The sequence below is a fragment of the Microvirga yunnanensis genome (assembly GCF_025460875.1).
In genome coordinates this window covers 1-12,588 of record NZ_JAMXFI010000099.1, presented here as the reverse complement: position 1 = coordinate 12,588, position 12,588 = coordinate 1, and the positions used below count along the sequence as shown (strand labels likewise).

Below are 12,588 nucleotides of genomic sequence, written 5' to 3'. Positions count from 1 at the left end.
CACGAGAGTCGGAGTGCTTGGCTGCCCACCCGCTCGCTCATAGCCTCATCAGTCATGATGGAGCAGGTAGGAAAAAGCCGGGCCTCGGTCCGGCAAAACCAGCGATCCGACATGGGCATCGGTCCAGTCACGGAGCCGAATGCTGTCTAATCTTCGATCGTGACAGCTTGTCCGTCCCACTTGAGCAAGAATGCATCGGATCGAGCAGTGCCTCGTTCATCTTCCCCACCGACGATCAACACACCGTCAGGTGTATTGAATGCCGCGCCATAGGCGAGCCCAATCGGGAGCTGGCCTACTTGGGTCCACACGGCCCCGTTCCAGACATAAATTTCTTTGCGCCAAGCCTTGGTCAGTCCCTCATGAGCAAACCAGCTCCCGGTTTCAGCACGGGCGCGAGCCCCTGTGAAGTTCGCGCCGCCCGCCACAAGCACGTTGCCCCGACGGCGCCAGCATATGGGCCGGCTATCCCTTCCTGGAGGACGTCCGGCGAGGGGGCGGGCAGATCCGGGAGTTGCTCCCATTCGACCTTGTCGCCGGTGATCTTGATCGCTTTGGTATCGGGGGTGCGTAGCCCGGGTTTGATCTCGCCACTGATGATCAGGAAGGCGCCCTCACCCGTCTGTACAAGGCCCGAATCGCAGTTCGGCAAGAACGGATTATCGCCAAGTTCGCTCCAACGACGACCGGCGGGATCGAACGCAAGCAATTTGTCGTTCCATCGGTATGCCCTGGGCTGCCTGCTCATGTAGGAGCTGACCAGACGCCCGTATTCCTGCGGATTTCTATCTTTATCGGTAGAGCTCACGTCAGCCAAATATTTGTCGAAGAGATCCTTGTTGTATCCTCCGACAATGGCGATCCGCCCGTCAGGGATACTGAATGCCCTTGCACCTGATAATCCCACCGGGGTCTTTGTATCAACGCTGGCCCATTTGTCGGATGCTGGGTCGTATCTGTAGACGGTACTGAAGATGATCGGAGACTTGGCATCTGGGGCTGGCTTGCCATTGCCGCTGAAGACGAAGATCTGTCCGTTCGAGGTCGCGACCGCTGCGCCATTCGTGGCAGGCCCCGGGAAGGCGGAACGGGTGACCCAACCCTTTGCACGATCCTTGAGAGCGAGCGAGTAGAAGGCTGTTCCAGCTGAGCCGAGACCGACATAAATCGTATCGCCGATATGCGCGGAGATCCCGTTCTTCACCCCGGCCGGAAGATCTGGCCAACCAGATCCTGCCGTCGCGACGTTCACGGAGAGACCGATGGCGACGGCGCTGCCGGCCAGCGATCTTGTGAGAGCTTTCGAAGTCATGGGTCTCCCTCCTGGATTTTCTGTGGCGAAAGTCTGGTGAACTGTCTTCTTCCGAAGCAGCTCCCGAAACGGCGGGGGTCTACCCTGCAACAATCCTGCTTGCACTCGGGACGCCCGCGGGAGCGCAGCTCGAGATTGTCTTTATTCCCTCCATGAACCACGCGACCTGATGCAACAATCCGTCATCCGCTGACGTCGTGCCGGATGCAGGCCTTGAAGTGACCAGGGGAGACTTCTTCGAGTGGAGGCACCACCGCGGCACATTGCTGAGCCGCGTGCGGACAACGGGTGCGGAACACACACCCGGAAGGTGGATTGGCCGGGCTGGGGATATCCCCAGTCAGAATCTGCCGAGTACGGGCCTTGGCGGGATCCGGAGACGGGATCGCCGAGAGCAGAGCCCGCGTATAGGGGTGGCGCGGGTCCGCATAGAGCTTCTCGCTTGACGCAATCTCCATGATGCGCCCCAGGTACAGAACGATGACCGTATCACAGATGTATTCGACGACCGCCAAGTCATGCGAGATGAACAGCATCGTCAATCCGAGACGAATCTGCAGATCACGCAGCAGGTTCACGATCTGAGCCTGGATCGAGACGTCGAGCGCCGAAACGGGTTCGTCGGCCACGATCAGCTGGGGTTCGAGCGCCAAGGCTCGAGCGATCCCGATGCGCTGGCGCTGCCCACCTGAGAACTCATGCGCATAGCGGCCGAAGGCATCGGCCGGGAGATCAACCGCGGCGAGAGCGGCTTTCGCGCGTTGGATCCGCTCTTGGCGCGTCCCTACATGCTGGATTTCGAGACCTTCGGTCAGGATTTGCCCGATGGTCATGCGCGGCGACAGGCTCGCGAATGGATCCTGAAAAATGTACTGCATGCTCTTGCGGTGCCGGCGCATCTGGGCGGCTGAGAGCTTCGTAATGTCGACGCCATTGAAGCGCACCTCACCGGACGTTGGCTCGATCAAGCGCAGCACGGACCGCCCGATTGTGGTTTTGCCGCTGCCTGACTCGCCTACGAGGCCGACAACCCTTCCGCGTGGTACATCAAAGGATACATTCTCGATTGCGCGCACAACGGATCCGCGGGAAAAGCCTGTTGGCTTGAAATGCTTGGTCAAGCCCCTGACCGAGAGCAGCGCCTCCTGCATGTTTAGAACTCCTGCCATCTGACGCAGCGGCTCCTCTGACCAGTGCCGGTATCATACAAGGGTGGAACGTCCGCCCGGCATGCGTCGATGGCATAGGGGCAGCGTGGGGCGAACGAGCAGCCGCTCGGAAGCTGGATAAGGCTCGGCACAGAGCCTGCAATCGTCGGTAGCGGCTTACCCTGCCGCTTCAATGCGGTCGCTTCTCCCAGTTTCGGGATCGATCGCATCAGCCCGATCGTGTAGGGATGGCGTGGATGGGCAAACACCTCCGCAACAGTGCCCGTCTCGACGATGCGGCCGGCATACATCACCGCCACCCGGTCGGCGATCTCCGCCACCACGCCCAAGTTATGGGTGACGAACAGGATCCCCATGCCCCGCTCCGCCTGCAGCTTCTGCAGGAGGTCGAGGATTTGGGCTTGGATCGTCACGTCAAGCGCGGTGGTCGGCTCATCGGCAATCAGAAGGACCGGATCACAGGCGAGCGCCATTGCGATGGTGGCACGCTGACGCATGCCGCCTGAGAGCTCGTGCGGATACTGCCTGGCACGCCGCTCGGGATCGGGGATGCCGACATCGGCCAAAAGTTTGATCGCGGCAGCCGCCGCGTCCTTGTGGCTGAGACCGAGATGGATCCGCATGGGCTCGGCGATCTGCTCGCCGATCGTATAGACCGGGTTGAGGCTCGTCATGGGCTCCTGGAAGACCATGGCGATGTCATTGCCTCGGATCTGCCGCATGCTCTCGGCATCGAGTTGGGTGAGGTCCTGCGTTTGTCCCGCCTTGCCGCGAAACCGGATTGAGCCCTCGGCCACCTGTCCGACACCTTTAGGCAGAAGGCCCATAACCGACAGGCTGGTGACGGACTTGCCCGATCCGGACTCCCCGACCAGTGCCAGGGTTTCACCTGGCGCAATCGTCAGGTTCAGATCCTGTACGGTGGCCACTGGACGGCCGCCGATGCGAAACACCGTCTTGAGGCCGGCGATATCCAGGATCGGGGCGACATGCATGACTTCAGCTCGCGAGTCCAGACGCACGGACAATGTCCTCCACCTGTGCTGCTTCCTCAGCGTTGAGAGAGCGCTGAGGCCGGGCCATCGTGTTGGTGGCAATAACCCCAAGGGCGCGCATGGCCGTCTTGAAAGCACCGACCCCTGCTGAACCTGCACTGGTGCGGGGGAGCGAGACCCAGACCATTTCAAAGAGCCGGCACAGGCGCTCCTGCTCCTTGCGTGCTGCCTCCCAGTGTCCTGCCTGAGCGTGATCCCACAGCCGCACATAGCCGTGCGGGTCCACATTCGCGAGGCCCGGGACCACGCCATGCGCTCCCATCTGAAGGACATTATCGACGACGATCTCAGAACCCGTCATGAGAAAGACGTCGGGCTTATCCATGAGATCAAGCAGGCAGAACCGGAAGTTGCCGTCGTCGCCGCTCGAGTCTTTCAGTCCGGCGATGGTGCCCTCGCGGGCCAGGGTCACCGTTGTCTTACGCTCCAGCTTGGTATGCACGCAGACCGGAATGTCGTAGGCAATGACCGGTCGATCAATCGCTTCTCGCACGTAGCGGAAATGGTCAATGACCTCCGGCTGGCTCGTGCGGGTATAGAAGGGAGCCGTCACCACGACGGCATCGGCCCCGATCGACTGCGCCGCTTTGGCGTGACCGATGACTCGGTCTGTCGTCGGGTCAATGACACCGGCTAGAACCGGCAGGCGTCCGTTCACGACCCTTACGGTGTGTTCGAGGATCCGACGCCGGGTTGCCTCGTCGTGGAAGATGACCTCACTTGTCGAACCGAGCACGAACAGGCCATGCACGCCGCCTGCAATGAGATGTTCGAGAACCCTGGTATAGGATGGGTAATCGACCTCGAAGTTCTCGGTCAGAGGAGTGACAACGGGAGGAACGACGCCGCGGAAATTGGTCATAGGGAACCTTTGTTGCTTGGCTATGGAAGATCGGAACGTGGGTCGAAGGCGTCGCGCAGGCCGTCGCCAATGAAGTTGATTGCCAGCACCGTGATGACGAGCGCCACGCCCGGGAACATCCACTGCCAGACATACTGCTCGAGCACGCTGGTCGAGCGGGCGGCGTTCAGCATATTGCCCCAACTGGCCTCCGGGGGAGCAATCCCGAGTCCGAGGAACGAGAGGCCGGCCTCGAGCAGGATTGCGTTCGCGATCTGCAGAGTTGCATAGACCACGAGGATGTCGATGCAGTTCGGGAGGCCGTGCCGAAACAGCAGGTGCCTCATCCCGGCGCCCATGCCACGTGCGGCGACAACGAAGTCACGCTCACGCAGCTCAAGAAGGCGAGCGCGAACCATGCGCGACAGCACCGGCCAGGACAGCAGCGAGATGACAGCGATCGTCGGGACGATGCCCGTGCCGACAATTGAGGCGAGCACAAGCAGAAGGATCACCGGCGGGAGGGTCATGGCAAGGTCGACAAGGCGCATGATAGCACCGTCTGCCAGCCGGCCGCTGAAAGCGGAAATGGCCCCCACAAGGAAGCCGATCACCAGTGAGATCCCGACCGATATGACGGCGACGAGGAGCGAGACACGGCCGCCCTGCATCAGACGCGCGAAGACGTCGCGCCCGACGCCGTCGGTTCCAAACCAGTGACCAGCGCTGGGGCCCTTGTTGAGGGCTCGCAGGTCGATTTGGTTGGGTGTATACGCCCACCAGAGCGGATAGGTGAGGATCGCAATGAGAATGGCGATGAGGACGACAAGTCCCGCCAACGCGAGTCGGTTAGTGACAAACCGGCCAAGGGCTCTGGCAGTGGGCCCTTTGCTGGATCCAAGGGTAGCAAGTGCAGCGCTCATTGTCAGGCCACCTGGATGCGGGGGTCGACCGCCGCGTAGGCGATATCGGTCAAGAGATTGACCACGATGACGCAGGCTCCGATGATCAGCGTGGCCCCCATGATGACCGGGTAATCACGCGTGTCGACGGCATTGATCAGCAGCAGGCCCATGCCGGGCCAGTTGAACACACTCTCGATGAAGATTGCGCCGCCGACGGCGATGCCGACGGTTGACCCGATGAGAGTAACGACCGGCAGGAGCGCGTTACGGACAGCATGCTTCATGATCACCCAAGATTCCTTTACGCCCTTCGCCCGGGCGGTGCGGACATAATCCTGGTTCAAAACTTCAAGGAGAGACGCGCGCATGTAGCGCATGATCAGCGCCGCGTGGCCGATTGACAGGAGGCACGCGGGCAAGATGAGGTGAGACAGGAGGTCACCCACCGAGAATGGGGCGCCAGGTGTCAGCATCCCACCGGACGGTGCCCAGCGGAGGACGACCGAGAACAGGTAAAGTCCGAGGATTGCCGTCAGGAAGGCCGGGCTGGAAATGCCAAAGAAGGCGACGACGGAAAAGCCGATGTCAGTCGGGGAGTTGCGCCTGACAGCGCTGAGGATGCCCGCCGCGATGCCGGTTACGATTGCGATGGCAAGCCCGGCTGCCATCAGCAGGATGGTGGGGCCTATCCGTTCGAGGACGAGAGGCAGAACCCTCACGCCATTGCGCTGGATCGAGTAGCCGAGATCACCGGTGACGGCAGCCTGCAGCCATGCGAGATACTGAATGGGTAAGGGCTGATCCAGCCCGAGACGGGTCCTTAGAGCTTCCATCTCCGCTTGGGACATGGCAACGTTCGGATTCACATAGGCGTCGATCGGATCACCTGGCGCTAAGCGCAGAAGGATGAAAACGAGCATGCTCAGGGCGACGAGCATCAACAGGCCGGTGGCAAGTCGCCTCAGGATGTATGACAGCATGAGAATGCCCTTGTCGTTTGGGGAAGGCGGCCAAAGCCTGAACGAGCCGCCTTCCCGATGCTCCGCCAGATGAGCTTACTTCTCGATCGACCATTTCTCCGGGTGGGCGTTGTAAGGTCCGCCGGCGGGAGCGGGGACCCAGACGAAGTCCTTGAGCTTCGCCGAGGCGACGCCGTAGCGGTTCGCGACCCACATGGTGGCCCAGGGCAGATTGGTGTTCATCGCTTTGCACACATCCTGGTAGCGAGCGTTGAGCTGCTGCGGATTGGTTTCGGCAAGCGCCGTATCAAACGCCTTGGTCAGCTCCGGCATGTCGATGCGCAGGAAATTTGCCCCCGCTGGAGGCTTCTGGGCCGCGTTCAGGCCGATATTGAGACCCGACGGATCCGGCCCGTTCTGAAGCCCGGCGTAAACGAGCGGGAACTGGTTAAAGTCAGGGTTGCCGGCGTAGATGATGCCGTTATAGGTCGGCGTGTCGACCACGCGTGGCACCACGTTGATGCCGACCTGCGCGAGCATCGCCTGAACGGCCGCCATGACGTTGGCGGCTTGGGGCGTATTGTAATAGGTGAGCCAAGTGATGGGCTTGTTGCCATTGATCTTGTCCCAGCCCGCTTCCGCCAAAAGACTCTTGGCCTTGGCCGGGTCGTACTGGTAAGGGCTCAGGCCTTCCGGGACAAGCTGTTTGGCCACATAGCCGCAGTTGGCAACGGTCGCCGCTCCGCCATAGAGGCTGTCGATGATGGCTTGGCGGTCGATGGCGTGCATCACGGCCTGGCGTACACGCAAGTCCTTCCAGAGTGGGACCTGCTGGTTGAAGCCGAGATAGTTGACGACGAAGGACTGCCCCTCGATGACGCGAAACCCTTTGTTGTCCTTGAACGCTGAGACGTCATCTGACTCGACATAGGTGAACTGGATCTCGCCCGCCCGCAGCGCCGCCACGGCTGCGGCCGTGTTCTTGAAATAGCGGTTGATCACCCGGTCCACCTTCGGGCGGCCAAGGCGGTAATCGTCATCGGCCACCAGTTCGACGTACTGGTCGGTCACGTATTGCTTGAACTTGAAGGGTCCGGTTCCAACCGGCTTGGTCGCCCACCACGTGCTGGTCGCCAGTTCCTTCGGGGTTGTGCCGGCAAGCGCATGCTCGGGAAGGATCATGAGCTTCGTCAGTGTTGCCAGGAAGCCGGCGTCCGGACGCGAGAGCTTGATGATTGCGGTGCGCTCATCGGGCGTCTCGACGGAGGAGACCGCGTTGAGGCGGGCGGCAAAGACTGTTCCGGTCTCGCCGTTCTTGGCGAGCTCGACCGTGAACTTGACGTCCTTGGAGGTAAAGGGTTTGCCGTCGTGCCAAGTCTCCTTGGCGAGCTTGAAGGTGTACTCGGTCTTGTCGGCATTGATGGAATATTCGGTGGCGAGAGCCCCTTCGATTGCCGTCAGATCGGCCGTGTAATTGACCAGTGGCTCGAAGTAGACGTTGAGCCAGGTGAACCCGCCCGTCGCCGCCAGCGGGTTGAAGTTGCCTTGAAAGCCGCCAGGGCCGACGTCAAAGCCACCAGTGACGGTCTTCGGCTCCTGGGCCGCCACCGACGTCGTCAGAGCCGTTGCTCCGAGAAATGCCGCGACGGAGATGGTTCGTGTCAGAGCTTTCAGTTGCATCATTTCCTCCCTCTAACCGTTGGTTGATTTTCTGTTATTGGCGATCACTTCGAGAATGCCCTCGTAGTGCTTGTCGAGCCTCTCTCGAGCTCGTTCGACATCGCGCGCCGCAACCGCCTCGACGATTTCATGGTGGTCGCGCCACGTGGAGAGCGGGTCGGAATTGGCCAGATTGGCGAAGTTGGATGCCTTGTAGAAGGCTCTCCAGAAGACCTCGATCAGGCCGGTGAGCATTCGGTTGTTCTGGCAGCGGAACAGCAGCCGGTGGAACTGCTCGTCTTCCTCGGCAAAGCTCTCGGCGCGCTCGGCTCGCTGACGCATGCGCTCCGTGACCTGGCGCAAAGCAGCGAGATCTTCCTCGCTGATCATCTCTATGGTCTTGTGAATGAGCCCAGTCTCAAGAACGCGACGCAGGTCGCGAAGCTCTTCGACGTCCCGCAAGGCGTCACCAAGGCCATAGGCAAGATTATCAAGGAGCGGCTGGAACGAGAATTCCTTCACGAAGACGCCGATGCCACGACGCGTCTCCAGAATCCCGACCGACTCGAGCGCCTTGATCGCTTCCCGAACAGAGTTGCGGCTGACGCCGAGCTGCTGAGCGAGGAAGGACTCAGGCGGCAGCGCATCTCCGGCTTTGAGCTGATTGTCCTCGATATAGCCGCGCAAGCTCTCCTGCACTGTCACATGCAGTGAGGGAGGCTTGGTCAAAGGCTTTATGCCTTTCAAGCCGGACATTCTTCACTCCTCTTTGAGGCCGCAGACCAATCCAGGCGAAATTTCATGATCTGGCTTGCTACATATCAGCTTGTAGGATATCCAGCAAGTGGGCAGTTGGATAGGTACTGGACATGAGGGTTTGTCTCTTGGGGGTGAGCCATTGGCACGCTGGGATGCATCTGGATGCGGTGAGATCTTCAGGCGGCGAGATCTCAGCTGTCTGGGATGATGATCCAAGAAGCGCGGCCGTTTTCGCCCGGTCCCACGATGTCCCCGCCTGTGCTCATATCGAACAGGCGTTCGAGACAAGGCCCGACTTGGCCGTCGTCATGGGTTCGCCTGCGGATGTTCCAGACCTTGTCTTGAAGGTGGTGTCCGCCGGCATTCCAATGGTTCTCGAAAAGCCCGCCGCCCCCACGACCGGCGTCTTGATGGAGATCCTGAAGGCTGTCCAGGAACGAGACATTTTCGTTGCTGTGCCTCTTCCCAATCGTTTCGGTCCCGCTTTCGGCGCAATGGCAGCGCTTGAGTCGCAAGGGCGTCTCGGCAAGATTGCCCATGGTCATTTCCGGATCGTCAACGGCCCCCCTCGACGTTACCGCGAGGATGGGGTCGAGTGGATGCTCGACCCGACGATCGGAGGCGGCGGAGCGCTGCGCAATCTCGGTATTCACGGCATCGATGCAGCCCTCTCGCTTGCGCAGGGAACCTTGCGCATCGTAGCAGCCTCGGTCGCCAATCGTCTCCATGACGAGCCGGTCGAAGACCACGCCCATGTCGTCCTGTGTGACGATGCTGGAACGCTCTTCACGGTCGAGGCAGGCTACACCTTCGCCTCCATGGCTCCAGGCGGGGACTTCGAGTGGCGGATCGCCACGGGCAACGCTTACCTGATTGACCGGGGCGAGACGGCGCAATGCGCAACCCTTGATGACGGGGGAGTCCGCATGCTCGCCCCCGAACATCCGAGCACGCGTTACCGCTTGTTCATGGCCGACACGTTCGACCGGCTCCGCTCGGGTGAGCGCCCGACGGTCAGCCTCGAGGATTACCTGGCAGCGATGAAGGTCATCGATGCCGCATATGAGAAGGCAAAGGTATGATCGGCGTAGGAATCATCGGGGCCGGCCACTTCGGAGCGGTTCATGCCCGGGCGATGACCGAGGTTGACGAGGTCAGGCTCGTCGCGTCCTGCCGGGAGAACGCAGACGCAGCGGCCGCTTTCGCGGCTGAGCATGGCGGCAAGAGTTACGGCGACTGGCGCGCTTTGTTGGACGATCCGACAGTCGACGCCGTTCTCATCGCTACGCCGCACCACCTCCACGAAGAAATGACCATTGCGGCCGCCGGGGCAGGCAAGCATATCCTGCTCGAGAAACCGATGGCGACCAGCCTGGCGGCGTGCGACGCCATGCTCGCGGCCGCAGAGGCAACCCGGGTCAAGCTCATGATCGGCCACGTGATGCACTTCGCCCTGCCCTGCCTCAGGGCCAAGGAGATCATCGACACGGGCGTGCTCGGTGCTCCTGTCTTGGGGTCGAGCTGGATGATCAAGCTTTGGATGGAAAGCAACCGACGGCCCTGGCATCTCAACCATGCATCAGGAGGCGGGATGCTGATGACAGCAGGGATTCACGCGCTCGATCGGCTGATCTGGCTCATGGGTCAGCCGGTGGCCGGGGTGACGGCGATGGCCGGCACCTACTTCCACGAGCAGGAGGCCGATGACGCAGCCCTGATGAGCCTGCGCTTTGTCGATGGCCGGATCGGCCAGGTCGCCAGCGTCGGCTATCGTGACGGAGCGGTGACGTTCGCCATGGATCTCGTCTGTGAGAAGGGGACGATCCGGATCGACTTTGACCACGGTGTCTCTACCGGCCAGGGCGGCGTCTGGACGTCGGTTTCGGGCTCCATCGAGCCGAATTGGATGGGCGCGGCCGTGGCTCGCGAGTGGCGCGCCCTTGCCGCCAGCATCATCAACGATACGCCCTCCCCGGTTACCGGGTCCTACGGACGCCATGTGGTTGCCTGCATCGAGGCGGCCCATGAGGCCAGCCGCAGCCGGCGCGAGGTCTCGATCGCTGCTACTCCGATGGTGTAACGCCCCGCTCGACCATCCCACAAGGGTTCGGAACAGTCATGACATCTCAGCCAGCGGCCACAGCGCTCACCGAGTCATTGAGAGGCGGATTGGTCGTCTCATGCCAGCCGGTCCCCGGCGGGCCGTTCGACGATCCCGAATCTGTCGTGCGCTTTGCACTGACGGCCCAGAATGCGGGTGCCCGCGCGCTTCGGATTGAGGGCGCTGTCAACGTTGCCGCAGTTGCCGCTGCCTGCTCGATTCCGATCATCGGCCTTGTCAAACGCGATCTCACGGAAACCCCGGTCCGCATCACGCCCTGGATTGAGGACGTTATCGCCCTTGCCGAAGCAGGCGCGGCGATTGTCGCCTTCGATGCCACCGACCGGCCAAGGCCCGTAGCGGTCCGGACGCTGATCGAGACAATCCATGCTCGGGGCTGCGTTGCCATGGCCGACATCGCGACGATCACCGAAGCGAGAAACGCAAGCGCGCTCGGTGCAGACCTGATCGGCACCACCATGTCCGGCTACACCGACATGGGTCCACCGCCGCGAATGCCTGATATCGGGTTGGTGTGGGAGGCTTGTGGGCTCGGCAAGCCGGTCCTTGCCGAAGGTCGGTACAACGAGCCCCGTCTCGCAGCGGCAGCCATACGCGCAGGAGCCGCGGCGGTGGTTGTGGGCTCTGCCATCACCCGGCCGGAGCATATCACGCAATGGTTCGTTGACGCGATCACAGGTGAAGCAGCGCCAACGAAGCCGGTTCTCGCAATCGATATCGGCGGCAGCAAGACGGCCGTGGCGTTGGTCCTGGGGAACCGCATCCTCAAGCGGCGGCAGGTTCCGACACAACCCGCCGATGGAGCGGAGGCATGGCTGCAAGCAGCCGCTGATGTCGCACGGGATTGGCAGGGACAGTATGGTGGTGTGGCTGCCGCCGTGACCGGTCTGATCAGGGACGGCCTCTGGACAGCCGTCAATCCCGCGACCCTGCCCATTCCGGCAGACTTCCCGCTGGTATCACGCCTGAACGATTACTTCGGCAGTCCCGCTGTGGCTTTGAATGATGCTCAAGCCGCAGCTTGGGGCGAGTATCGCTTCGGTGCTGGCCGCGGCCGTGACCTACTCTTTCTGACAATATCCAGCGGAATCGGCGGAGGGGCCGTTGTCGGCGGCCGGCTCTTGAGTGGATCCGGAGGTCTTGCCGGGCACGTCGGCCAGATCCCGGTGCAGGTTCCGGGAAAGCGCTACCAGCGTCTGGAGGACTTGGCGTCTGGCTTCGCCATTGCAGCCGCAGCCCGCGCCATCGGCCGTGATGCGGATGCCAAACAGGTTTTCGCCGCCATGGCTTTGGGAGAGAGCTGGGCGGAAGCCATTGTCGTCGAGGCTGTTGATCATCTCGCCCTGGCTCTTCCGGGTTTACAGGCCCTTCTTGATCCGCAGGTCATGGTGATCGGCGGCGGCGTCGGCCTTGCGCCAGGCTTCCTGCCCCGTCTCGAGGCCGCTCTGTTCCGCTTTCCATCTGCTCTCAAGCCTTCCTTGGCACCGGCTCTCCTCGGCGCCGATGCCGGCCTCTTAGGCGCAGCGGATCTTCTGAAGCGGCCGATGTTCTTCGGAAACCCTGAGATGGGCTTGGCACCGGACGCTGGTGCTACCATCCCCACGACGTGACCGTCGTTTATTTGCGACCGCCCAGTGTCTGAGGAGCGATATGTCAGAGCGACTGAACATGGAAACAAGAATGCTGCGCGAGGCGCAGGAAGCCCCGCAGGTGGTCGCGCGCCTGCTCGAGAGCAACGCTCCCCTGTGCCGCGCCCTCGGCGAGCGCCTGCGCGCTGAGCCGCCGCCTTTCGCCGTCACCTGCGCGC

10 protein-coding genes and 1 pseudogene are annotated in these 12,588 nt (G+C 61.8%); 3 read left to right on the top strand and 8 right to left on the bottom strand.

Annotated elements, in window-relative coordinates; all coding sequences use genetic code 11:
* Positions 1–146: 146 nt before the first annotated feature.
* The 8 genes and pseudogenes from NF876_RS32285 to NF876_RS32250 form a co-directional block, all read right to left on the bottom strand.
* Positions 147–1,312, bottom strand: a pseudogene (locus tag NF876_RS32285) (N-acetylneuraminate epimerase).
* 182 nt (positions 1,313–1,494) lie between these two features.
* On the bottom strand, positions 1,495–2,463 hold the full coding sequence (locus NF876_RS32280) for an ABC transporter ATP-binding protein (protein ID WP_262272251.1): 969 nt from the start codon (positions 2,461–2,463) through the stop codon (positions 1,495–1,497).
* Positions 2,464–2,465: 2 nt separating this feature from the next.
* Positions 2,466–3,476 (bottom strand): ABC transporter ATP-binding protein, encoded by a 1,011-nt coding sequence (locus NF876_RS32275; RefSeq protein WP_262272250.1) that lies wholly within the window; start codon positions 3,474–3,476, stop codon positions 2,466–2,468.
* A gap of 4 nt (positions 3,477–3,480) precedes the next feature.
* Positions 3,481–4,398 (bottom strand): dihydrodipicolinate synthase family protein, encoded by a 918-nt coding sequence (locus NF876_RS32270; RefSeq protein WP_262272239.1) that lies wholly within the window; start codon positions 4,396–4,398, stop codon positions 3,481–3,483.
* A gap of 20 nt (positions 4,399–4,418) precedes the next feature.
* Complete coding sequence (locus NF876_RS32265; protein WP_262272238.1) at positions 4,419–5,300, bottom strand: ABC transporter permease; 882 nt, start codon at positions 5,298–5,300, stop codon at positions 4,419–4,421.
* A gap of 2 nt (positions 5,301–5,302) precedes the next feature.
* The gene (locus NF876_RS32260) at positions 5,303–6,262 is read right to left on the bottom strand and encodes an ABC transporter permease (protein WP_262272237.1); all 960 of its coding nucleotides are present in this window, start codon (positions 6,260–6,262) and stop codon (positions 5,303–5,305) included.
* Positions 6,263–6,337: 75 nt separating this feature from the next.
* Positions 6,338–7,921 (bottom strand): ABC transporter substrate-binding protein, encoded by a 1,584-nt coding sequence (locus NF876_RS32255; RefSeq protein ID WP_262272236.1) that lies wholly within the window; start codon positions 7,919–7,921, stop codon positions 6,338–6,340.
* 12 nt (positions 7,922–7,933) lie between these two features.
* Positions 7,934–8,656: a FadR/GntR family transcriptional regulator gene (locus NF876_RS32250; protein WP_262272235.1), complete on the bottom strand. Its 723-nt coding sequence runs from the start codon at positions 8,654–8,656 to the stop codon at positions 7,934–7,936.
* Positions 8,657–8,769: 113 nt separating this feature from the next.
* Here NF876_RS32250 and NF876_RS32245 point away from each other — a divergent pair, with 113 nt between their 5' ends.
* The 3 genes from NF876_RS32245 to NF876_RS32235 are packed head-to-tail and all read left to right on the top strand — an operon-like array spanning position 8,770 to position 12,391.
* The gene (locus NF876_RS32245) at positions 8,770–9,741 is read left to right on the top strand and encodes a Gfo/Idh/MocA family protein (RefSeq protein WP_262272234.1); all 972 of its coding nucleotides are present in this window, start codon (positions 8,770–8,772) and stop codon (positions 9,739–9,741) included.
* Positions 9,738–10,739 carry a Gfo/Idh/MocA family protein gene (locus tag NF876_RS32240; protein ID WP_262272233.1) on the top strand — a complete coding sequence of 334 codons (1,002 nt, stop codon included), beginning with the start codon at positions 9,738–9,740 and terminating at the stop codon, positions 10,737–10,739. The genes NF876_RS32245 and NF876_RS32240 overlap by 4 nt, the downstream gene beginning before the upstream one ends.
* A 38-nt stretch (positions 10,740–10,777) precedes the next feature.
* Entirely contained in the window at positions 10,778–12,391 is a 1,614-nt protein-coding gene (locus NF876_RS32235) for a putative N-acetylmannosamine-6-phosphate 2-epimerase (RefSeq protein WP_262272232.1), read from the top strand.
* Positions 12,392–12,588: the final 197 nt, after the last annotated feature.

Coding starts and splice junctions, on each gene's coding strand:
- NF876_RS32265 (WP_262272238.1), bottom strand. CDS start 5,300: ATGAGCGCTGCACTTGCTACCCTTGGATCCAGCAAAGGGCCCACTGCC.
- NF876_RS32235 (WP_262272232.1), top strand. CDS start 10,778: ATGACATCTCAGCCAGCGGCCACAGCGCTCACCGAGTCATTGAGAGGC.
- NF876_RS32270 (WP_262272239.1), bottom strand. CDS start 4,398: ATGACCAATTTCCGCGGCGTCGTTCCTCCCGTTGTCACTCCTCTGACC.
- NF876_RS32255 (WP_262272236.1), bottom strand. CDS start 7,921: ATGCAACTGAAAGCTCTGACACGAACCATCTCCGTCGCGGCATTTCTC.
- NF876_RS32240 (WP_262272233.1), top strand. CDS start 9,738: ATGATCGGCGTAGGAATCATCGGGGCCGGCCACTTCGGAGCGGTTCAT.
- NF876_RS32260 (WP_262272237.1), bottom strand. CDS start 6,262: ATGCTGTCATACATCCTGAGGCGACTTGCCACCGGCCTGTTGATGCTC.
- NF876_RS32250 (WP_262272235.1), bottom strand. CDS start 8,656: ATGTCCGGCTTGAAAGGCATAAAGCCTTTGACCAAGCCTCCCTCACTG.
- NF876_RS32280 (WP_262272251.1), bottom strand. CDS start 2,463: ATGCAGGAGGCGCTGCTCTCGGTCAGGGGCTTGACCAAGCATTTCAAG.
- NF876_RS32245 (WP_262272234.1), top strand. CDS start 8,770: ATGAGGGTTTGTCTCTTGGGGGTGAGCCATTGGCACGCTGGGATGCAT.
- NF876_RS32275 (WP_262272250.1), bottom strand. CDS start 3,476: ATGCATGTCGCCCCGATCCTGGATATCGCCGGCCTCAAGACGGTGTTT.